The organism is Ideonella sp. A 288, assembly GCF_002198735.1.
Classification (GTDB): Bacteria; Pseudomonadota; Gammaproteobacteria; order Burkholderiales; family Burkholderiaceae_C; genus Pseudaquabacterium.
Genome location: NZ_MWLO01000123.1, coordinates 121,425 through 143,121, shown reverse-complemented (window position 1 = coordinate 143,121; position 21,697 = coordinate 121,425). Strand labels below are relative to the sequence as shown.

Here is a 21,697-nt window from a genome sequence, read left to right as displayed (position 1 = left end):
GGGCTTCAGCCCAGATTCTGCGGCGCGTCCAGATCGAACGCGCGGTGCAGTGCACGGACCGCCAGCTCCATGTACTTCTCGTTGATCACCACCGAGGTCTTGATCTCGCTGGTGGTGATCATCTGGATGTTGATGCCCTCTTCCGACAGCGTGCGGAACATCGTGCTGGCCACGCCCACGTGGCTCTTCATGCCGATGCCGACGATGGACACCTTGCAGATCTTCGGGTCGCCCGAGATCTGCATGGCACCGATGGCCGGCATCACGGTCTGATTGAGCAGGTCGGACGTGCGCTGGTAGTCGTTGCGGTGCACGGTGAACGAGAAATCGGTGCGGCCATCGTGCGACACGTTCTGCACGATCACGTCGACCTCGATGTTGGCGTCGGCCACCGCGCCCAGGATCTGGTAGGCGATGCCGGGCTTGTCGGGCACGCCGATCACGGTGAACTTGGCCTCGTCGCGGTTGAACGCGATGCCGGACACGACGGCTTGTTCCATTTTCTCGTCTTCCTCAAAGGTGATCAGGGTGCCGGAGGTGGCCTCCTCCTCGATGGCGATGTCCCACGGGGTGAAGCTCGACAGCACCCGCATCGGCACGCGGTACTTGCCCGCAAACTCGACCGAGCGGATCTGCAACACCTTGGAGCCCAGGCTCGCCATCTCGAGCATCTCTTCGAAGCTGATGGTGTGCAGGCGCCTCGCCTCGGGCACGACGCGGGGGTCGGTGGTGTAGACGCCGTCGACGTCGGTGTAGATCAGGCACTCGTCGGCCTTCATGGCCGCGGCCACGGCCACGGCCGAGGTGTCGGAGCCGCCACGTCCCAGGGTGGTGATCGAGCCGTCCGGATCGATGCCCTGGAAGCCGGTGATGATGACGACCTTGCCGGCGGCCAGATCGGCACGCACGCGCTGGTCGTCGATGCTCTCGATGCGCGCCTTGGTGTAGGCCGAGTCGGTCTTCACCGGCACCTGCCAGCCGGTGTAGCTGACCGCCGGCATGCCTTCGGCCTGCAGCGCCAGGGCCAGCAGGCCAACGGACACCTGCTCGCCGGTGGAGGCGATCATGTCGAGTTCGCGCATCGCGGCCGCGTCGAGTTGGGCCGGCTGCACTTCCTTGGCCAGCCCGAGCAGACGATTGGTTTCGCCGCTCATCGCGGACGGCACCACCACCATCTGGTGGCCGGCGCGCGCCCATTTGGCGACGCGCTTGGCGACACTGCGGATGCGCTCTGGCGAGCCCATCGACGTGCCACCGTACTTGTGAACGATCAATGCCATGACGGTTGAGGGTATCGGGGCTCGAGGGTGGCGCGGCCCCAGTGCGCAGCCCGCGATTCTAGCCAAGGGCCCCGACGCGACCCTGTCAGGCGCGGTCGGGCCGCCAGGCGAGCGCGACCTGCGGGGTCCCTGCCGGCGCCCAGCACCGCGCATCCATGCCCAATCCGGGCACGTACACCAACCGGTCACCGTGCCACACCAAGGGGCCGCTTCGCTGGTGGGCCGCCACGCCAGCCGACTGGTACTGCTTCTTCAGGCTGCGGGCCGTGGCACGCGGTGCGCACTGGAACTGCTCGCCACCCCGACGCGGGCGCAGTTCCAGTGCCGACAGGTGCTCGAGGGCGATGCCTCCTTGCTCGACACGATGGGCCTCAAATCGACCGCCCCAGCTCAGCACTTCGATGGGCGGCGTGCCCGACAGGTCGATGGCCACGCATGGCCCGGTCTGGGCGGGCACGTCGTCCGTCCAGGTCAAGCCTTTGCGGTGCAGCACCAACGCCGAATGCGCCGAGGCTGGCCAGCGACCGCTGGTACGCCCCGGCAACTCGTCCAGCAGCCGTTGCACCAGGGTGTCCGGGGCCCCTCGGTCCAGCCCCGCCTCGAGCCAGACGCGCAGCGCATTGGCCCTGCGCGCCGGCGACAGGGCCGACCAGGCTACGACATCCAGGCGATCGCCTGTGCCCGTCGCGGCAAGGTCCAGCTGCGCCAGTTCGGACAGGGCCGCATCCGCCTCGTGGGCTCGGCGCGCCACCGCCGCCAGCGCGGCCTCGGCCGTCCCGAAGGCGCCGGCCATCGCTGGCCAGACCGATCGCCGCATCAGGTTGCGTGCCAGGCGGGTGTCGTCGTTCGACGGGTCCTCGATCGGCCGCAGGCGGTGCTGCCGCACATACGCGTCGATGGCGTCGCGCGGCAGATCGAGCCAGGGGCGGGCCCAGGTCAGGCCGGCGCGCGCCACGACCTTCGGCATGGCGGCCAGGCCCCGCGGCCCGGCGCCTCGCAAGGCCTGCAGCAGCACCGTCTCGGCCTGGTCGCGTCGATGGTGAGCCAGCAGCACCAGCCGGGCGCCCTCTTCCGTCGCCATGGTCGCGAGGGCGGCATACCGTTCTCGGCGCGCCCAGGCCTCGACGCTGTCGCCCGGCGAGGGCCGATCGGTCAGGCGGTGCCAGCGCAGGCGCACGGGCCACCCCCGCCGCTGCCAACGTGCACACAGGCGGATGGCCGATGCGACCCACTCGTCGGCCCGATCCACCAGACCATGGTGAACATGCAGGGCGACAACGTCCAGGCCCAGCGACACGGCTGAGCGGACGGTGGCGTGCAGCAGAGCCAGCGAATCTCGCCCGCCGCTGAACGCCACGCCGACGGTGGCGCCCAGGGTGGCGTGGCCGTCGGCGCTCAACGCTCCTTGGTGTCGTTGTAGCGGCCGTACGACTGCAGGCGGTCGTAGCGCCGCTGCAGCAATTCCTTCGGCTTGAGGTCGTTCACCTGCCGCAGCGCATCGACCAGCGCACGCTTGAGTTGCGAAGCCATGTGGCGTGGGTCGCGGTGGGCGCCGCCCACGGGCTCGCTGACGATCTTGTCGACCAGGCCCAGTGCCTTCAGGCGGTGGGCGGTGATGCCCAGGGCCTCGGCCGCATCGCTGGCACGCTCGGAGGTCTTCCACAGGATCGACGCGCAGCCCTCTGGCGAGATCACCGAGTACACCGAAAACTGCAGCATCAGCAACTGGTCGGCCACGCTGATGGCCAAGGCGCCCCCGGAGCCGCCCTCGCCGATGATGGTGGTGATGATCGGCACCTCGAGCTGGGCCATCTCGAAGATGTTGCGGCCAATGGCCTCGGATTGCCCGCGCTCTTCTGCGCCGATGCCGGGGTAGGCGCCAGGCGTGTCGACGAAGGTGAACACCGGCAGGCCGAACTTCTCGGCCAGCTTCATCAGGCGCAAGGCCTTGCGATAGCCCTCGGGCCGCGACATGCCGAAGTTGCGCAACGCCCGCTCACGCGTGTCGCGCCCCTTCTGCTGGCCCAGCACCATGCAGGCCTGGCCGTTGAAGCGCGCCATGCCGCCGACCACCGAGGCATCGTCGGCGAACGCGCGGTCGCCGTGCAGTTCCTGGAAGTCGGTGAAGATCTCATTGACGTAGTCGAGCGTGTAGGGACGCTGCGGGTGTCGGGCGATCTGCGTCACCTGCCAGGGGGTCAGGTTGGCGTAGATGTCCTTGGTGAGCTGGAGGCTCTTCTTGTCGAGACGGTCGATCTCTTCGGAGATGTCGACCGCCGACTCGTTCTGCACGTAGCGCAGCTCTTCGATCTTGGTTTCGAGCTCTGCGATGGGCTGCTCGAACTCGAGGAAATGTCGTTTGCTCATCCGCCGGATCGGGTGGTGTGAATCGGGGCCGGTCACGCCCCTTCACGGGGCGTCAGTAGTCGACCGGCAGCGGGTCGAGGCTGCGCCAAATGTACCATGTGGCCACCGAGCGGAACGGCGCCCACGCATCGCCCAGCTCGCGCGCTTCAGCGCGCGAGACGGGCTCGCCACTGAAGTAGTTGACGCTGATGCCCTTGATCAGGCCCAGGTCGTCGAGCGGCATCACGTCGGGGCGCATCAAGTGGAAGATGAGGAACATCTCCGCCGTCCAGCGGCCGATGCCCCGGATGGCCACCAGTTCGTCGATGATGGCCTCGTCGTCCATCTGCTGCCACTGGCGCACGTGCACCGCGCCCGACTCGAAGTGCCGGGCCAGGTCGGTCAGGTACTCGGTCTTGCGCGCCGACAGGCCGGCACCGCGCAGTGCCGGGGTGTCGACCTTCAGCACCGCGGCCGGCGCCAGTCGCGCGGTGGGCCCGCCCACCGTGGCCACGAAGCGCTCCCACACCGACTGCGCGGCCTTCACCGAGATCTGCTGGCCGACCACCGACCGGGCGAGCGTGGTGAAGGCATCGCCCCGGCTCTGCAGGCGTGCCTCCCCGAACTGCGGGATCAGCTTCTTCATCACCCTGTCGCGCTTGGCGAGGTGGCGGCACGCGTCGTCCCAATAGTCGGGCGTGACGCCCGTGACCGCCGATCGGACCATCGTCAGGCGCGCACCCAGGTCGTGCCTTGGGCGGAGTCCTTGAGTTCGATGCCCTGGGCGATCAGTTCTTGCCGGATCCGGTCGGCAGTGGCGAAATCACGTCGCTGCTTGGCCTCGGCTCGCTCGGCGATCAACTGCGCGATGCGCTGCTCGTCGAGCCCGCTGCCCGACTGCAGGAAGGCCCGCGGCACCTGCTGCAGCACGCCGAGCGTGCCCGCCAGCGCCCGCAGCAACGCGGCGGTCTCGGCAGACCGGGTGCGGTTCAGCTCGTTGGCCAGATCGAACAGCACGGCCAAGGCGCCGGGCGTGTTGAAGTCATCGTCCATCGCGACACGGAACGCCTCGGCAGCCGGGACGGACCAGTCGATCGCTGCACCGGTGTCGGCCGGCAGGGTGACGCCATCGAGCGCCGTGTAAAGCCGCCTCAGCGCCGTGCGTGCGTCGTCGAGGTGGGTGTCGCTGAAATTGAAGGGGCTGCGGTAGTGCGTGCGCAGCATGAAGAAGCGCAGCGTCTCGCCATCGAACCGCACCAGCACATCGCGGATGGTGAAGAAGTTGCCCAGCGACTTGGACATCTTCTCGTTGTCGACGTTCAGGAAGCCGTTGTGCAGCCAGTAGTTGACGAAGGGCCGGCCCGTGGCGCCTTCGCTTTGCGCGATCTCGTTCTCGTGGTGCGGGAACTGAAGGTCCATGCCGCCACCGTGGATGTCGAAACGCTCGCCCAGCAGGGCGCAGCTCATCGCCGAGCACTCGATGTGCCAACCCGGGCGGCCCGGGCCATAGTCTCCGTCGAACTTGGCATCGGCCGGCTCCTCGGGCTTGGCCGCCTTCCAGAGCACGAAGTCGAGCGGGTCGTCCTTGCCCTCCTGCACCGCCACACGCTCGCCGGAGCGCAGTTCATCGATGCTCTTGCCCGAGAGCTTGCCGTAGCCGGGAAAGCGCCGCACCGCGAAGTTGACGTCGCCATTCGTGGCGCGATAGGCCAGCCCCTTGCCTTCGAGGGTGCTGATGAGAGACAGCATCTGGGGCACGTAGTCGGTGGCGCGCGGTTCGTGGGTGGGGGTGGCCACACCGATGGCGCCGATGTCCTGGCGCATCGCCGCGATCATCTCGTCGGTGAGCGCGCGGATGGTGATGCCGCGCTCCACCGCGCGCTTGATGATCTTGTCCTCGATGTCGGTGATGTTGCGGACGTAGGTGACGCGGTAGCCGCTGGCCTGCAACCAGCGGTAGACCACGTCGAAGGCCATCATCATTCGGGCATGGCCCATGTGGCACAGGTCGTAGATCGTCATGCCGCAGACGTACATGCGCACATGGCCCGGCTCGATGGGCTCGAAAACCTCGAGTTGGCGGTGGAGGGTGTTGTAGATGCGCAGGGTCATCGGCCGTGGACTGCAGGCGCCACCGGGCGGTGGCTTCGTTTCGCCGATCGCCCGCAATGGACGGCCAGGATGCCGTCACGCGAGCGTCGATACAATCCATTCAGTATAGCGGCGCACCCGGCGCTGCCGAGCCGGACCGACCCCCCCTTTTCCCGTGCCCCATCCCCTGTTTGCCCGAGTGGTTGCCGTGCTGTTGGCATGTTGTGTAAACGTGTCTGCATTGGCTGCCGACAGCGATCTCAGGGTGGCCGCCCTCGAGCGGCTGCATCGCGGCGGCGAATCCGCCAAGGCGTTGCAGCAGATCGATGTGGCGCTGGCCACGCGGCCGAACGACGCCGGGCTGCGCTTCCTGCAAGGGGTGATCTACTCGGACGTCCGACGTGATGCCGAGGCCGCGCAGGTGTTTGAACGGCTGATCGCCGACTTTCCGGAGTTGCCCGAGCCCTACAACAACCTGGCAGTGCTGGTGGCTCAGGCCGGACAGCTCGATCGATCGCGCGAACTGCTCGAGTTGTCCCTGCGCAACGACCCCGGCTATCGCACGGCCCACGAGAACCTGGGCGATGTGTACCTGCGGCTGGCCGTTCGCGCGTGGGAGTCTGCGGCCGGCACGGCTGGCGGCGACGCGTCCCTGCGCCGAAAGCTGAAGCTGGCCCGGGAGCTTGTCGCCGCCCCGCCCCTCCCCTGACCCAAACGACACCACGAAGGATTCCCCGATGATGAAGACCGCCATGTGCGCCCTGGCGCTGTCCGCTGCCCTGCTCTCACCGGTCTCGGCCCAGACCGTGCGCCTGGCCACCAGCCAGGGCGACATCGTGATCAAGCTCGATGCCGAGAAGGCCCCCAAGACGGTGGCCAATTTCGTGCAGTATGTGAAGTCAGGCCATTACGCCGGCACCGTCTTTCACCGCGTGATCGACGGCTTCATGATCCAGGGCGGGGGCATGACGCCCGACATGAACGAGAAGCCCACCCGCGGCCCGATTCCGCTGGAGGCCCGCAACGGCCTGAGCAACCAGCGTGGCACGGTCGCCATGGCGCGTACCAATGTCCCCGATTCGGCCACGGCGCAGTTCTTCATCAACATCGCCGACAACCTGTTCCTCGACGCGGCCAATTCCCGCGATGGCAACGGCTACGCGGTGTTCGGTCGGGTGGTCGAAGGCATGGACGTGGTCGAGAAGATCAAGGCCGTCCCGGTCGGGATGAAGTCTGGCCATCAGAACGTGCCGCAGCAACCCATCCTGATCAAGCAAGCAACCCTGGAGAACTGACATGACCAAGACCGTCGAACTGACCACCACCAACGGCGTGTTGCGCATCGAACTGGACGATGCCAAGGCGCCGCTGAGCGTGGCGAACTTCCTGGCCTACGTCAAATCAGGGCACTACGAGGGCACGGTGTTCCACCGCGTCATCAAGGGCTTCATGATCCAGGGTGGCGGCTTCGCCCAGGGCATGCAGCAGAAGCCCACGCTCGAGGCGATCGCCAACGAGGCCGGCAACGGACTGAAGAACGAGAAGTACACCTTGGCCATGGCGCGCACGAATGCGCCCCACTCTGCCACCGCGCAGTTCTTCGTGAACACCGCCAACAACGAATTCCTGAACTTCCGCAGCGAGTCGGCCCAGGGGTGGGGCTATGCAGTGTTCGGCAAGGTGGTTTCGGGCACCGAGGTGATCGACGCCATCGAGAAAGTAGCCACCGGACGCAAGGGTGGCCACGAAGACGTGCCGAACGACGACGTCGTCATCCTCAAGGCAGTCGAGATCGCCTGAGGCTCGCCGGGTGGCCATCGCGCGCTGGCAGGCCGACGACGCCTGGCAGCGCATCGACCTGTTGTCGGACGTGCATCTGCATGCCGGCTCAACTGCCACCTTCGAAGCCTTTCGCACCCATCTGTTGACCACGCCCGCGCAGGCGGTGCTGATCCTCGGTGACCTGTTCGAGGTCTGGGTCGGCGACGACGCCCGCGCCTCGGGCTTCGAGCGGGAATGCCTGGAGATGCTCGCCGAGGCATCCCGCGCGCGGACCCTCGCCTTCATGGCCGGGAACCGCGATTTCCTGGTCGGTGCGGCCATGGCGGCCGATTGCGGAATGCAGTTGCTGGACGATCCCACGCTGGCGCTGGCCTGGGGTCAGCGGGTACTGTTGTCGCATGGTGACGCACTCTGCCTCGACGATGTCGCCTACCAGCACTTTCGCGCCCAGGTGCGGGGCGAGGCCTGGCGCGAATCCTTCCTCAGCCTGCCACTCACCGAGCGTCGGCAGAGGGCGCGGGCCATGCGGGACGCGAGCATGAAGCACCAGGCCGGCATGGACCCGGCTGCGTTCGCCGATGCCGACCCGGGCATGGCCACTCGCTGGCTCGACGATGCCGGTGCGCCGCTGCTGGTCCATGGCCACACGCACCGGCCGGCTCGTCATGGTTTGCCTGGTGATCGGGCGATCCTGGTGCTGGGCGATTGGGACATGACGGCGCAGCCGGTGCGGTCTCGCATCGTCAGTTGGACCCGCGACGGACTCGAGCCCATCGATGCGGTGACGCCATGAAGGCCTTGCTGCAGCGTCTGCTGCAGGGGCGGGAGGCCCGGCGCCTGGCACGGCGCGCCATTCCAGACGCCCTGTGGGCATCCACCGTGGCGGGCCTGCCCTTCATCGCCCGGTTGGCGCCGCAGGACCAGACCGAGCTCAGACGTCTGGCCACGCTCTTCCTCGACGAGAAGGAATTCACCGGCGCCGGCGGCTTCGAGGTCGACGACGAGATCGCCGTCTGCATCGCAGTGCAGGCCTGCCTGCCGGTGCTGCGCTTCGGCCTGGCGCCGTACCGGGGCTTTGTCGGCATCGTGGTCCACGCCGACGAGGTGGTGGCCCGGCGCGAGGTGACCGACGACGACGGCGTCGTGCACGAGTACGACGAGGTGCTGACCGGCGAGGCAATGGACGGCGGCCCGGTGATGCTGTCGTGGCGCGACGTGAGCGAGGCCGGCGAAAGCGCCGACTGGGGCTACAACGTGGTCATCCATGAGTTCGCCCATGTGCTGGACATGGGCGACGGCGTCGCAGACGGCGTCCCGCCGCTGGCCGACCTCGAATCACGTCGAGCCTGGGTGGAAGTGATCGACGAGGCCTATAACCGCTTTTGCCACGACGTCGAGACAGGTCGCGACACCCTGCTCGACCCCTATGGCGCCACCGCCATCGGTGAGTTCTTCGCCGTGGCCACGGAAGTGTTTTTCGTCAACCCTCAGGACATGCGCTGGGAGCACCCGGCGCTGTACCAATTGCTGGCGGACTACTTTCGGCAGGACCCTGCCAAGCAGCCCTGACCTCGGGCTGCGAGTGCATGAGCGTTCGACCTTCAGGCCGGCGTGGTCTCGGGGCGCGCCTTGTCGTTCTTCTTCGGCGGCTGGATGTCGAGCACCACCTCATTGGCCGCATCGACGTCGACCGTCAGGCGGCCGCCATCGACCAGACGGCCGAACAGGAGTTCGTCGGCCAGGGCCCGGCGGATGGTGTCCTGGATCAGGCGCTGCATCGGCCGCGCACCCATCAGCGGGTCGAAGCCTTTCTTGGCCAGGAACTTGCGCAGCGTGTCGGTGAAGGTGACCTCGACCTTCTTCTCGGCCAACTGGCTTTCCAGTTGCAGCAGGAACTTGTCGACCACGCGCAGGATGATGTCTTCGTCAAGTGCACGGAAGCTCACGGTCGCGTCGAGCCGGTTGCGGAACTCGGGCGTGAACATGCGCTTGATGTCGGCCATCTCGTCGCCCTGCTCGCGCATGGTCGTGAAGCCGATGGTGGCCTTATTCATCGTTTCGGCACCCGCATTCGTCGTCATGATGATGATGACGTTGCGGAAATCCGCCTTGCGGCCGTTGTTGTCGGTGAGCGAGCCATGGTCCATCACCTGCAGCAGCACGTTGTAGACGTCCGGATGCGCCTTCTCGATCTCGTCGAGCAGCAGCACGCTGTGAGGCTTCTTGGTGACGGCCTCGGTGAGCAGACCGCCCTGGTCGAAGCCCACATAGCCCGGGGGCGCGCCGATGAGGCGACTCACGGCGTGGCGCTCCATGTACTCGGACATGTCGAAGCGAATCAACTCGATGCCCAGGATGTAGGCCAACTGCTTGGCGACTTCGGTCTTGCCCACGCCCGTGGGGCCGCTGAACAGGAACGAGCCGATCGGCTTGTCCGGCTTGCCCAGGCCCGACCGCGCCATCTTGATGGCGGCTGCCAGCGCGTCAATGGCCGGCTCCTGGCCGAAGACCACGCTCTTCAGGTCGCGGTCGAGGCTCTTCAGGCGGCCGCGGTCGTCGGTGGACACCGACGCCGGCGGGATGCGCGCGATCTTGGCAACGATGTCCTCGACCTCGGCGCGGGTGATGGTCTTCTTCTGCTTGCTCTTGGGCAGGATGCGCTGCGCGGCCCCGGCCTCGTCGATCACGTCGATGGCCTTGTCCGGCAGGTGGCGGTCGTTGATGTACTTGGCCGACAGTTCGGCGGCAGCCTGCAGGGCGCCGAGCGCGTACTTGACGTTGTGGTGGTCCTCGAACCGGGACTTCAGGCCCTTGAGGATCTCGATCGTCTGTTCGACCGACGGCTCGACCACGTCGACCTTCTGGAAGCGCCGCGACAGCGCGGCATCTTTCTCGAAGATGCCACGGTACTCGGTGAAGGTGGTCGCGCCGATGCACTTCATCGCGCCGTTGGACAGCGCCGGCTTCAGCAGGTTGCTGGCATCGAGCGTGCCGCCCGAGGCCGCACCGGCTCCGATGAGCGTGTGGATCTCGTCGATGAACAGGATGGCGTTGGGCTGATCCTTCAACTGCTTGAGCACGCCCTTCAGCCGCTGCTCGAAATCGCCACGGTACTTGGTACCTGCCAAGAGCGAGCCCATGTCCAGCGCGTAGACGCTGGACTGAGCCAGCACGTCGGGCACATCGCCCTGCGTGATGCGCCAGGCCAGGCCTTCGGCGATGGCGGTCTTGCCAACACCGGCCTCGCCAACCAGCAGCGGATTGTTCTTGCGTCGACGGCACAGCACCTGGATGACGCGCTCGACCTCGGACTCGCGGCCGATCAACGGGTCGATCTTGCCCTCGCGGGCCTGCTGGTTCAGGTTCTGCGTGAATTGGTCGAGCGGCGAGCCCTTCGTGTCGGCGGCTTCTTCCTTCTCGCCTTCGCCGCTGCCCTCGGCCGGCTTGGCCGGTTCGGGCGGCTCGGACTTCTTGATGCCGTGGGCGATGAAGTTGACCACGTCCAGTCGCGTGACGCCCTGCTGGTGCAGGTAGTACACCGCGTGGGAGTCCTTCTCGCCGAAGATGGCCACGAGCACGTTCGCGCCAGTGACTTCCTTCTTGCCCGAGCCCGTGGATTGCACGTGCATGATGGCGCGCTGGATGACCCGTTGGAACCCCAGCGTTGGCTGCGTGTCCACCTCTTCGGTCCCACCCACCGTCGGGGTGTTCTCCTTGATGAAGGTGGTCAGGCTCTTGCGCAGGTCGTCGATGTTGGCGGCGCAGGCCTTCAACACCTCGGCGGCCGACGGGTTGTCCAGCAACGCCAGAAGCAGATGCTCGACCGTGATGAATTCGTGGCGCTGCTGGCGCGCCTCGACGAACGCCATGTGCAGGCTGACTTCAAGTTCTTGCGCGATCATGCGGCCTCCATAATGCACTGTAGCGGATGCCCGGCGCGCCGCGCCGCAGCAAGGACAAGCTCGACCTTAGTGGCCGCGACATCTTTGGTGTAAACGCCGCACACGCCTCGACCCTCGTGGTGGATCTTCAACATGATGTGCGTCGCCGTCTCGAGGTTTCTCTTGAAGTACTGCTGGAGCACCATCACGACGAATTCCATCGGCGTGTAGTCGTCGTTGAGCAGAACCACCTGGTACATCTGCGGCGGCTTGGTGCGGGCCGTCTTGCGCTCCGCAACCACGGCACCGGCGTCGTCTCGACGCGGCCGCGCGGGAGGCGGGGCAGGCGGAATCGGCGGGTCGTCCTGAGGCATGAATCATTCTATCGAGTTGGGCAAAGACTCGCGCAGTGCGGCCAGTATGTCGACCAATCGGCCCGGCGGTGGCACTGATTTGCCGAACCTGCGAGGCACCAGACCTTGTTCGACCCCCCCTGCCCTCTTGGCAATCTGTGGGGAATCCGTGACCAACTTTGGTCTAGGTCTCCGCCTTGACCCCCCAGACCGGCGAAAAGCACAATTTTTTCTCCTGAATTGAAGTCTGGGAGTTCGCAATGCTGGTCGGAACGGTCAAGTGGTTCAACGATGCCAAGGGATTTGGATTCATCGAACCCGAAAACGGTGGACCCGATGTCTTCGCGCATTTCTCGGCCATCGAGATGGAAGGCTATCGCACCTTGAAGCAGGGCAGCAAGGTCAGCTATGAGCTGGTCGTGGGGCCCAAGGGCAACCTCGCCCAATCCATCCGACCGATGGCGGTCGAGGAGATGACAGCCTGATCAACGCGCCGCAGGTCGGCCAAGAACTTCGAAGGCCCGCTGCGTGCGGGCTTTTTTTCGTCTGTCGCGCCCGGCGATGGTGCGCGTCAACCGTCGGTGGTTGATGTCAGACGGCACAGGCCGACACCGTGTGTTGCCGCGTGGACCATCTCAGGGCGGCTGAAGGCATCGTCGACGCCGCCGGCTGACCCCCATCAGCGCAGCGTCGCATCGAACCGGTGATCCCAGAACCCGGCCACCTGGGTGGGTGCGTCGAGCACACCCTCCTTCAGGAACAGGTCGGCCATGCGTTGGTGTTCGAGCACGGCGCGCGCATCGGCAGGCAGCAGGTCGTAGTCGGTGCTGCGGTTGTTCCAGAGTTCCACCAGGTCGCCCACCGGCACCCGGGTTTCCGCGTTCTGCGCTCTGGCGAACTCCAGAAAGTGGCCGTTGGCCCAGCGGTACGCACCGCGCAGGCGCAACAGAAAGTCGGCGATCGCGGCCGCTTTCTCGGGCTGACCGATCGACGACGGATGGGCATAGATCGGGAAGTTGCCCGACGCGTGACCCACCGCGGTCTGGATCACGCGGCCGCCATGGGTCGTGCGGGCCAGTTGGCCGCTGTAGCCCCAGATCGCCCAACCATCGACATCGCCTCGATCGAAGGCCGACAGCGCGTCGACCGGGCTGAGGTGAACGGGCGAGATGTCCGCCATCGTCAACCCTGCCGCCGTCAATTGACGGCTGAGGAAGGCGTGTGCAATGGTGCCGCGAGAAAACGCCACGCGACGGCCCTTCAGGTCGGCGATGCGGCGCACGGGCGCGTCACGGCGGGCGACGGTGACGAGGTTGTTCAAGTCCTCGCGCACGACGGCGATGAAGCGCACATCGGCCTTCTGCCGCGCCGCAAACACCGCTGGCACCTCGCTGCCGAAACCCAGGTCCAAGGCGCCGGCCTGGATGGCCTCGATGTGTTGCGTGCCATTGTTCAGCTCGCGCCACTCCAGCCTGTAAGGCGTGTCCAGGGCCCGCGCGGCGGTCATCAGCGCCCGCCAGTTGCCCTTGTAGGTGCCAACGCGCAGCGTGACGGAGGACAGATCCGCCCGGGGCGACGGTGCGGCCTGGACAAGTCCGCCAACGCCGTTGGTGGCGGCACCAGCCGCGGCGGCGAGAAGGAGGCGGCGGGTCATCGCCAGCGAAGTGGCGTCAGTGGGATCGATGGACATGGATCGAGCGCAATCGGCGGTGTCCGGACCGACCGCCGGACAGCCGCCAGCGTGGCTGGCAGGACAGCCCGCGATGATATCGGTGGCCTGTTCGGTGCCGAGGAGGATCTGGTCGCCGCCGCGTCGACTGAAGCCGACACCCGTGCCCACTGCGGGCAGTTCAACCCCCGATGGCCACCGACTTGTCTTGCCAGAATCCAAGCTCTGGAATGAGGCCCATGCCCGCGACGGCATTCTCGGCCATGTGCTCGCGTCGCCTGGTGCCAGGGATGGTGCAGGTGACCGCGGGATGGCTCAGCACGAACTTGAGCAGCACCTGCGGCCAGCTCGTGCAGCCGATGTCTGATGCCCAGGCCGGCAAGGGCCGGCCCAGCAGGCCCCGCAGCAGTCCGCCGCCACCGAACGGCATGTTCACGATCACCGCAACACCCCGGTCCGCCGCCAGTGGCAGCAGACGTTGCGCTGCCCTACGGTCGTCGATCGCGTAGTTGATCTGCAGGAAATCCAGTCGCTCTGACCGCAGCACAGCCTCGACCTGCGGATAGGCCGACGCGGTGTAGTGCGTGATGCCGATGTAGCGGACCAGCCCCTGCGCCTTCCACTGTCGCAGGGTGGCGAGGTGGACTTTCCAGTCCACGAGGTTGTGGATCTGAATCAGATCGATGCGGTCAGTGCGCAGCAGGCGCATCGATTCCTGCATTTGACGCACACCCTCGTGTCTGCCCTGCGTCCACACCTTGGTGGCGACGAAGGCCTTGCGCCGGCGGTCGTCTGCAGCAAGGATCTCGCCGGTTGTCGCTTCCGCGCGGCCGTACATCGGCGAACTGTCGATGACCGACCCGCCGGCGGCAAAGAGTGCATCCACGACCCCGGGCAGTTGGGAGTATCCGGCGCTGTCGGGCGATTGGTCGAAGCCGACGTAGGTGCCGCACCCGATCACGGGCAGGGCTTCGCGGCTCGAGGGGATCTGCCGGGTGGTCATCCGAGTGGCTCCGGTGGACTGGCTTCGAGCAGCGCATGCTGCGGTCGCAAAGGCCGCCATCGCCAGCACCGAGCGTCGAGTGTTCGAGGTGGTCATGTCGGTCTCCCGTGGGTCGTGCGCCTTCGACGCGCAGCCTGTGTTCGCCCTGGATGCTGCCACGCATCGCCTTCGGGCATCTTGGGCTGGGTGCCGTGCAAGCCGCGCTCGTGCTCCGAGGCGCTACAAGGGCGCACGCGGCACAGCCCACGCACCGTTACCCCTCGGCCAAAGTCGATTCCGCCGGCCCGAGCGCTCGATCTGCCACCAGGCCGGCAAAAGGGCGACGACCCTTTCTTGCCGGTATCGCTCGTCGAGCAGCCACAGCCACCCTCGGTCCTCTGGCGTCCTGAGCACGCGGCCCGCCGCCTGCACCACCCGCTGCATCGCGGGGATCAAGTCGCCGTACCCGCGGTCGGCACCGTACAGCTTGTCCAGGCGGGCCTGGATCTCGCGCTGCGCTTCCGACACCGGCGGCAATCCCAATGTGGCAATGAAGGCACCGACCAGCATCGCGCCGGGCAGGTCGATGCCCTCGGCAAACACCCCTCCCAGCACCGCGAAACCGATGCCCTGCCCTGCAGGTTGAAAGCGGGCCAGGAAGTCGCGTCGAGCCTCGGCATCCATGCGGCGGCTTTGTCGCCACTGCGCGATGTCGGGCCGCCGAAGCGTCAACGCAGTCGCGACCTGCTCGAGATACTCGAAGCTGCTGAAGAAGGCGAGGTAGTTGCCGGGGTGGGCGTCGATCTGCGCCGCGAGCACGTCCAGCAGTGGCTGCAACGACCCAATCCGATGGGCGTGGCGTGTTGAAAGACCATCGGCCACCTGCACCGTGAGGTGCGCAGCCGGGAAAGCCGGCGGCAAGTCGATCCAAGCGGTGTCGTCGGGCAGCCCGAGCAGTTCGATGGCATGGTCGGGCGGCGACAGGGTGGCCGAAAACAGCGTGATGCTGTGCAGCGCCCGGAAGCGCGGGCGCAAGAAGCACGCCGGCGCCACATTGCGCACTCGCAGCACGGCATCGTCCGCACCGACGGTGCCGTGGTCCATGGGGGCGGCACCACCGACCCGTGGGTTTGGCATGCAAACGTCGAACAGCGAGTGGTCGTTTAGGGACTCGATGAGCCACTGGAAACGTTGCAGGTCGAAGTGGAAACTCAACAGCGGGCCGACGGCCAAGGGCTGCTGCCGGAAATGCTCCGACAGCGCCCGCGCCGCCGCCTGGAGTGCTTGCGTGAACCCCTCTGGCGCACAGAACCTTGCCGCGCGGGACGGCGTCGAGTCGCGCACAAGCGCTTCGACCGCTCGCACCAGGCCGGCCAAAGGTGCCTGCACAACCGCCGGGGCATCTTGCCGGGCCTTCTGCAGTTGGCGCAGGCCGATCTCGGCGCTGTACATCCGCCGAGCGCGCTCGATCAGGTTGTGGGCTTCGTCGACGAGCACCGACAACGCCCAGTCCAGCGACTGCATCAGGCCCCACAGTTGACCATGGCGATCGAACAGATGATGCACATCAGCGACCAGTACGTCCGCCCAGCGCACCAGTTCCTGGCCCAGGTAGTAAGGACAGATGTGGTGATGCAGCGCGATGCGCCTTTGCGCTGCCGCGTCCAGCCAGCCGTCGGCCACGGCCTGCTCTCGTGCTGCGGGCAGGCGGTCGTAGAAGCCGCGTGCCAGCGGGCAAGCGTCTCCGTGGCAAGCCTTGTCGGGGTGCTCGCAAGCCTGCTTCTTGGCGACCATGACCACCACTCGCAATGCCTGACCGGGGGTGCTCATACGCAGGGCCCGAAGCGCCTCCAGCGCTGCGAGCTGCCCGGTGCCCTTGCAGGTGAGATAGGCGATCTTGTCGATGCCCTGCCCTGGCATCGCCCGCAACAGGGGAAACAGGGTACCGAGGGTCTTGCCGACGCCCGTCGGCGCCTGTGCCAGCAGACACTGGCGTCGGGTGGCGGCGCGGTACACCGCCTGGGCCAGGTCGCGTTGTCCCGCCCGAAAGGAAGCCTGCGGAAACGAAAGCTGCACCAGCGAAGCGTCTCTCGATGCGCGGTGTCGGGCCTCGCGCTCGGCCCAGGACAGGAACAGGGCACAGCGTCGCTCGTAGGCCTCGTTGAGATCCACGGCGCTGACGAGTTGCGTCAGTTCGATCTCGGTCTGCGTGGCCACGTCGAGGTAGACCAAGGCGAGTGAGAGCTCGGACAAGCCCCGATCGCGACAGAAGAGCGCGCCATAGGTTTCGAGCTGGGCCCAGTGCAGCCGGCGCCGGTTCTCTGGCAGTTGGGTCGGCACGCCGCGGATGGCTTTGACTTCTTCCAAGCACCCCCGGCGTGGATCGTGGCCATCTGCGCGCCCACGCACGCGCAATGGGCCGCAGTGGCCCTCGAGAACGATCTCGGCTTCATAGTGGGGCCCCCGGCGGTGCGCCACGGTGGCCTGGCCCTGGATGCCCTCGAGCGCCGTGGCCGACGGTGTGAAGCGGCGATCCAGATCGCCCTGCTTGGTGGTGAAGTCACACAGTGTTCGAACGGACACCGCATAGGTCCAGGGCGCCCCGACCGTCTCGAACGTGCTCACGCGGAATGGGCTGCGGTGGATCTTGCCGCGACACCGCAAGGGTCGTCGCTGTGTGCACTGTGGCGATCGACTGCCGGGCGAACCGCAGTGTGCGGTGCGCCGCCAGGCATCAGAACCATGCCCAAACGCGCCGCACCCATTCGGGAACACGGTCAGCCTTGGGTTGGTAAACGTACCGGTAGTCTGCGGGTCGCATGGCGGCTACTGTATGAAAACCCAGACTGTATGGAAACATAGCTTCTTGCGCAAGGCCTCGACTGAACTTCGCGTCAGCCGATGCTTGCCATGTTGGGCGGCTGCATCGGCGCCGCGATCCCACTACGCGGCGCCATGCAAACGAGTGTGGGCATGCTGCGCACGCGTCTCACGGACAGGACGGGCTCCTCTTCATCGGGGACTCGGTCCACCGGCCCGCCTTCGGGTCGGACAGCGTGCGCAAGAAGGCCACCAGGTCGGATCGCTCGGCGGCGGTGAGGTGCAGCGGCACCAGGATCCGTTCGCCGTCGGCGTGCAGCCGGTCCAGGTTCAGGTCGGAATAGTGGCGCACCACATCGTCCAGCGTGGCCAACTGGCCGTCGTGCATGTAGGGCGCCGTGTCGGCCACGTTGCGCAATGACGGGACCTTGAACTCGCCGAAGTTGCGGTGTTGCCCGGTCACATGGCGTGTCTTGAGCGCCGCTTCGTCGCCTGGCGCATCGCTCCAACGGGACAGAAGGTTGAAGCGGCTGGCCCGCAGCGCCTGGATGCCGGCATGCCGCCCTGGGTCCACCACACCCGGCCGCGAGAAAAAACCCAGGCCGATGTCGCCGAACTCGCCATTGCTGAAGCGCGCACCGACGTGGCAAGTGCTGCACTGCCCTCGCCCGATGAACAAGCGCAGGCCGCGTTGGGCGGCCAAGGGATAGCGGGCGGCCGCGGCGCGATCGCCGTTGGACAGGGCGTCGCGAAAGTCGTCGAAGGGCGTGCGGCCCGAGACCAGCGTCGCAACGAACGCGCCCAGGCCTTTGGCAACGTTGACCAGCGTGGTCTCGGGGTCGGCGCTCAGGGCCACGGCCTCGCCACGGGGCGCGGCACTCGCGGCGCGGTCCGCCGATCGGGCCGACGGGCCCACCATGCGCTGGTACAGGCACGCCAGTTGGTCGTCGCCGGCCACGACGGCCGCCACATGCTCGGCGCTGGAGGCCATCTCGAGCGGATTCAGCAAGGGATGCAAGGCCTGCGACCACAGGCTGTCGTAGGCCCCGTCCCAGCCGTACCAGCGCTCGTGCACCGCATTCCACAGCGACGGTGCGTTGCGATCCAACGCACCCCGCCCCATCGACCTGGCCAGGCCGTCGGAAAAGGCTCGGTTGGGCACATGGCACGTCGCACAAGCCAGTCGAGCGTCGGGCGACAGTCGTGCATCGAAGAACAGTCTCTGACCCAGCGCCACTGCCGCTGGCCTTGCGCTGTGCGCGTTACCAGCGTCGTGCGCTGTCGGGGGCGGCCAGGGGCCATGCTGCAAGATCCGACGCTGTTCAGCTGACGTGAAGTCGAGCAGCGTCACCGGCTCGGCTGCAGACAGTGAAGCCCCCGACATGGTCACCATCAGCGGCACTGCCAGCCATCCCCTGATCGACGCGCGCCGACGTTCAGGCACGTTGCCGTTGGCGACAGGGATCATTCCAGGTCGATTTCGTGCGTCAGCCACAGTGTTCTTGGGCCCCCTGCGACGGGTGTCATGTCGACGTCGACGATGAACCGCCACCGCCCTGGCATGTGCAGCATCAGGCCCTGCACCTCGAACCGCCCTGGTCCGATGGACTGGACGCTGGCGCGGTAGTTCATGCCGTGACGGTGCTTCGGCATGTCGGCGTCGACACGCACACCGTCCAGTCGCCCATCCTCGGCCGACGGGCACACCGCCAAGGTCAGGTTGAAGTGCCGGCCCACCGGGATCGGCCAGACACTGGGCAACAAGACCGCGCGCAGGCCGTCGCGATCCAGCAATTGGCGGCCCGGCCCAGCCAAGTCGTTGCCACATGCCGCGGCGATCGGCGCCATCAACGCGCCCAAGCACCACACGCCGGCCAACCCGATGCTCTGCGAATGACGGGACGCCCTGCGTGGCGGCGCCGAGCGGCTCATCCCTGAGCCCGTGGCAGCCCGCGCAGCAGGTCTTCGGCATTGCGCCAGCCGATGCGCTCGGCCACTGGCGCAGGGAGGCTGGCCAGCCAGCCGCGCGAGTAGCTCGCATGCGAGCCGATGTAGTGCCACCGCTCTGGCGTGAAGGTGTCGGTGCCGATCATGAAGCGGTCAGGAAACTCGGTGAAGGCCTCGCGCCATGCGCCGTCCACCTGCGTGCCAGACGCATGGTCTCCGCGGAAGGCCAGGTCGCACCAAAGACGCCGGTGCCGGCGCAGCACCTCGCGCACCGTGTCGGGCCGGTCGAAACCCGAGTGCGCCCACAGCACCCGTGCCTCGGGCCATTGCGAGAAGAGTCGATCGATCGCGTCCACGTCGGAATGGGCATGCAGCAGGAGCTTGCGCTCGCGGGCCAGCGCCACCATCCTGCGCGGGACGGGCAGGTCGGCATCCTGGCCATACAAATGGAACTCACCGATTCCGGCATAGCGGTACTTGGCAAGTCGCTCTTCCAGGTAGCGCACCACGCCGTCGTCACGCATCCAGGTGCTCAACTCGCCGCGTCGCCGATACGGGCGCAGTTCGGGCACGATCAGATCGGGCGCCTCGGCCATCAGTCGCTGCGTGCCATCGTCGTCGGACGAGGACACCAGCGCGCCGCGCAACCCCGCCTTGCGCAAGAGTTCCACGGCTTGCCTGGGCGGCACCAAGTCCACGGCATCGTGGCTGTAGTGGATGTGGGCATCGAACAGCGCCATCTCGCCCGAGGCACGCGCGGCGGGCCAAGACCCGACGGCGGTGGCGGCCACCAGCCCCTGGAAGTGGCGTCGGCTGATCAGCGGATTCATCGGCGTTCTCGTCTCAACCCAAGTCGGCAAGTGGTGAGCGTGCGTCGAAACACGCCGTTCGCGCGCAGGCTACCTCAAAGGCGCTGGACGAGGTGACCTCGGGCCTCGAAACCCACGCAGCCCGAGTTCAGCTTGCCAGCGACCGGGACGGTCGATCGACCGGACTGCGTGCGCCCGGCCATCGATGCAAAACCCTCGCGTTCGCCGGGCCAACGAACGGTCTGCGCCTCGGCGCAAAGGAAAACCCCAGTCGAATCAACGATCTGGGGTTTCTCGCGGGACCCTCCGGGACGTCCGGAGACGCCCCGGGACCGCGTCACATGTGGTCGATCATCACTTGGCCGAAACCGGAGCAGGAGACCTGGGTTGCGCCTTCCATCAGGCGCGCAAAGTCGTAGGTGACCTTCTTGCTGGCGATCGATCGCTCCATCGACGCGATGATCAGGTCAGCCGCTTCCTTCCAACCCATGTGGCGCAGCATCATCTCGGCCGACAGGATCTCGGACCCAGGGTTCACATAGTCCTTGCCGGCGTACTTTGGTGCCGTGCCGTGTGTGGCCTCGAAGCAGGCCACCGAGTCGGACAGATTGGCTCCCGGCGCGATGCCGATGCCACCCACTTGCGCGGCGAGGGCATCGGAGATGTAGTCGCCATTGAGGTTGAGCGTGGCGATCACCGAGTACTCTGCGGGGCGCAGCAGGATCTGCTGCAGGAACGCATCGGCGATCGAATCCTTGATGGTGATCTCGCGGCCGGTGCGCGGGTTCTTGAACTTGCACCACGGGCCGCCGTCGATCAACTCGGCGCCGAACTCCCTTTGCGCCAATGCGTAGGACCAGTCACGGAAGCCACCCTCGGTGTACTTCATGATGTTGCCCTTGTGCACGATGGTGACGTTGGGCTTGTCGTTGTCGATCGCATACTGGATGGCCTTGCGCACCAGGCGCTCGGTGCCTTCGCGAGACACCGGCTTGATGCCGATGCCCGAGGTGTCGGGGAAGCGGATCTTCTTGACACCCATCTCCTCGATCAGGAACTTGATGATCTTCTTGGCCTTGTCGCTCTCGGCCTCGTACTCGATGCCGGCGTAGATGTCTTCGGAGTTCTCGCGGAAGATGACCATGTTGGTCTTCTCGGGCTCCTTCACCGGCGACGGAACGCCCTTGAAATACTGCACCGGGCGCAGGCAGACGTACAGATCGAGTTCCTGGCGCAGCGCGACGTTGAGCGAGCGGATGCCGCCACCCACCGGCGTGGTCAGCGGGCCCTTGATCGACACCACGTACTCACGCAGCACCTGCAGCGTCTCTTCAGGCAGCCAGACGTCGGGGCCGTAGACCTTGGTCGACTTCTCGCCGGCGTAGATCTCCATCCAGTGGATCTGCCTCTTGCCGCCATAGGCCTTGGCCACCGCCGCGTCGACCACCTTGATCATGACCGGCGTGATGTCGAGGCCGGTGCCATCGCCCTCGATGTACGGGATGATCGGCTGGTCCGGCACATTCAACGAGTAGTCGGCGTTGACCGTGATCTTTTGTCCGCCGGCAGGGACCTTGATGTGCTTGTACATGAGGGCTGTCTCCGCGCGCTGCGCTGTGGTGAGGAAATCCCGGAAAGTTTACGGCAGAGCGACGGCCGGACGACACTCATTGGTGCGCCCGAACGGCGATGTGTCAGCGGGCCGTGCGCGACCCGGCACCAGCGGTCGGCGCGGTA

Annotated in this window: 20 protein-coding genes; 6 read left to right on the top strand and 14 right to left on the bottom strand. The window is 66.6% G+C overall.

The window, feature by feature from the left end; translation table 11 throughout:
* Positions 1 to 5 precede the first annotated feature (5 nt).
* From EOINJALH_RS14595 to cysS, 5 genes are all read right to left on the bottom strand, one after another.
* Entirely contained in the window at positions 6 to 1,280 is a 1,275-nt protein-coding gene (locus EOINJALH_RS14595) for an aspartate kinase (protein WP_088281219.1), read from the bottom strand.
* 85 nt (positions 1,281 to 1,365) lie between these two features.
* Positions 1,366 to 2,679, bottom strand: coding sequence for a tRNA lysidine(34) synthetase TilS (gene tilS / locus EOINJALH_RS14590; protein ID WP_234413848.1), 1,314 nt, complete (start codon positions 2,677 to 2,679; stop codon positions 1,366 to 1,368).
* Positions 2,676 to 3,647, bottom strand: a complete 972-nt coding sequence (locus EOINJALH_RS14585) for an acetyl-CoA carboxylase carboxyltransferase subunit alpha (RefSeq protein WP_088281217.1) — start codon at positions 3,645 to 3,647, stop codon at positions 2,676 to 2,678. The genes tilS and EOINJALH_RS14585 overlap by 4 nt, the downstream gene beginning before the upstream one ends.
* A 52-nt stretch (positions 3,648 to 3,699) precedes the next feature.
* A complete protein-coding gene (locus EOINJALH_RS14580; protein ID WP_088281215.1) occupies positions 3,700 to 4,353 on the bottom strand; it encodes a DNA-3-methyladenine glycosylase in 654 nt (217 codons plus the stop codon).
* A gap of 2 nt (positions 4,354 to 4,355) precedes the next feature.
* Entirely contained in the window at positions 4,356 to 5,738 is a 1,383-nt protein-coding gene (gene cysS, locus EOINJALH_RS14575) for a cysteine--tRNA ligase (protein WP_088281213.1), read from the bottom strand.
* A 154-nt stretch (positions 5,739 to 5,892) separates the two neighbouring features.
* Between cysS and EOINJALH_RS14570 the strand changes: the two genes are divergently transcribed.
* Genes EOINJALH_RS14570 through EOINJALH_RS14550 form a run of 5 tightly spaced genes read left to right on the top strand, consistent with a single transcriptional unit; the run spans position 5,893 to position 9,068 of the window.
* Positions 5,893 to 6,426, top strand: coding sequence for a tetratricopeptide repeat protein (locus tag EOINJALH_RS14570; RefSeq protein ID WP_144290038.1), 534 nt, complete (start codon positions 5,893 to 5,895; stop codon positions 6,424 to 6,426).
* Positions 6,427 to 6,454: 28 nt separating this feature from the next.
* Positions 6,455 to 7,012, top strand: coding sequence for a peptidylprolyl isomerase (locus EOINJALH_RS14565; protein WP_088281209.1), 558 nt, complete (start codon positions 6,455 to 6,457; stop codon positions 7,010 to 7,012).
* Position 7,013: 1 nt separating this feature from the next.
* Complete coding sequence (locus EOINJALH_RS14560; RefSeq protein WP_088281207.1) at positions 7,014 to 7,517, top strand: peptidylprolyl isomerase; 504 nt, start codon at positions 7,014 to 7,016, stop codon at positions 7,515 to 7,517.
* Between the two features lie 10 nt (positions 7,518 to 7,527).
* Positions 7,528 to 8,292 (top strand): UDP-2,3-diacylglucosamine diphosphatase, encoded by a 765-nt coding sequence (locus EOINJALH_RS14555; protein ID WP_088281205.1) that lies wholly within the window; start codon positions 7,528 to 7,530, stop codon positions 8,290 to 8,292.
* Complete coding sequence (locus tag EOINJALH_RS14550) at positions 8,289 to 9,068, top strand: zinc-dependent peptidase (RefSeq protein WP_088281203.1); 780 nt, start codon at positions 8,289 to 8,291, stop codon at positions 9,066 to 9,068. Before EOINJALH_RS14555 ends, EOINJALH_RS14550 begins: the two co-directional genes overlap by 4 nt.
* A 32-nt stretch (positions 9,069 to 9,100) precedes the next feature.
* Here the strand turns inward: EOINJALH_RS14550 and clpA are convergent, their stop codons facing one another.
* Together clpA and clpS are read right to left on the bottom strand one after the other, a co-directional pair.
* A complete protein-coding gene (gene clpA, locus EOINJALH_RS14545) occupies positions 9,101 to 11,401 on the bottom strand; it encodes an ATP-dependent Clp protease ATP-binding subunit ClpA (RefSeq protein ID WP_088281201.1) in 2,301 nt (766 codons plus the stop codon).
* Positions 11,398 to 11,754, bottom strand: coding sequence for an ATP-dependent Clp protease adapter ClpS (clpS, locus tag EOINJALH_RS14540; RefSeq protein WP_088281199.1), 357 nt, complete (start codon positions 11,752 to 11,754; stop codon positions 11,398 to 11,400). Before clpS ends, clpA begins: the two co-directional genes overlap by 4 nt.
* Positions 11,755 to 11,993: 239 nt before the next feature.
* Between clpS and EOINJALH_RS14535 the strand changes: the two genes are divergently transcribed.
* Complete coding sequence (locus EOINJALH_RS14535) at positions 11,994 to 12,218, top strand: cold shock domain-containing protein (RefSeq protein ID WP_088281197.1); 225 nt, start codon at positions 11,994 to 11,996, stop codon at positions 12,216 to 12,218.
* A gap of 194 nt (positions 12,219 to 12,412) precedes the next feature.
* Here the strand turns inward: EOINJALH_RS14535 and EOINJALH_RS14530 are convergent, their stop codons facing one another.
* The 7 genes from EOINJALH_RS14530 to icd all read right to left on the bottom strand — a co-directional run bounded on the left by EOINJALH_RS14530 (position 12,413) and on the right by icd (position 21,551).
* Positions 12,413 to 13,423 carry an ABC transporter substrate-binding protein gene (locus tag EOINJALH_RS14530; protein WP_088281419.1) on the bottom strand — a complete coding sequence of 337 codons (1,011 nt, stop codon included), beginning with the start codon at positions 13,421 to 13,423 and terminating at the stop codon, positions 12,413 to 12,415.
* Between the two features lie 160 nt (positions 13,424 to 13,583).
* Complete coding sequence (locus EOINJALH_RS14525; protein ID WP_404872762.1) at positions 13,584 to 14,501, bottom strand: aldo/keto reductase; 918 nt, start codon at positions 14,499 to 14,501, stop codon at positions 13,584 to 13,586.
* A 123-nt stretch (positions 14,502 to 14,624) separates the two neighbouring features.
* Positions 14,625 to 17,009 (bottom strand): ATP-dependent DNA helicase, encoded by a 2,385-nt coding sequence (locus tag EOINJALH_RS14520; RefSeq protein ID WP_088281195.1) that lies wholly within the window; start codon positions 17,007 to 17,009, stop codon positions 14,625 to 14,627.
* A gap of 364 nt (positions 17,010 to 17,373) precedes the next feature.
* Entirely contained in the window at positions 17,374 to 18,588 is a 1,215-nt protein-coding gene (locus EOINJALH_RS31845) for a cytochrome-c peroxidase (protein ID WP_234413861.1), read from the bottom strand.
* 80 nt (positions 18,589 to 18,668) lie between these two features.
* Positions 18,669 to 19,052, bottom strand: coding sequence for a hypothetical protein (locus EOINJALH_RS31840; protein ID WP_158219773.1), 384 nt, complete (start codon positions 19,050 to 19,052; stop codon positions 18,669 to 18,671).
* Positions 19,053 to 19,132: 80 nt separating this feature from the next.
* Complete coding sequence (locus EOINJALH_RS14510) at positions 19,133 to 19,981, bottom strand: amidohydrolase family protein (protein ID WP_199873375.1); 849 nt, start codon at positions 19,979 to 19,981, stop codon at positions 19,133 to 19,135.
* 316 nt (positions 19,982 to 20,297) lie between these two features.
* Positions 20,298 to 21,551 (bottom strand): NADP-dependent isocitrate dehydrogenase, encoded by a 1,254-nt coding sequence (gene icd / locus EOINJALH_RS14505; protein WP_088281191.1) that lies wholly within the window; start codon positions 21,549 to 21,551, stop codon positions 20,298 to 20,300.
* Positions 21,552 to 21,697: the final 146 nt, after the last annotated feature.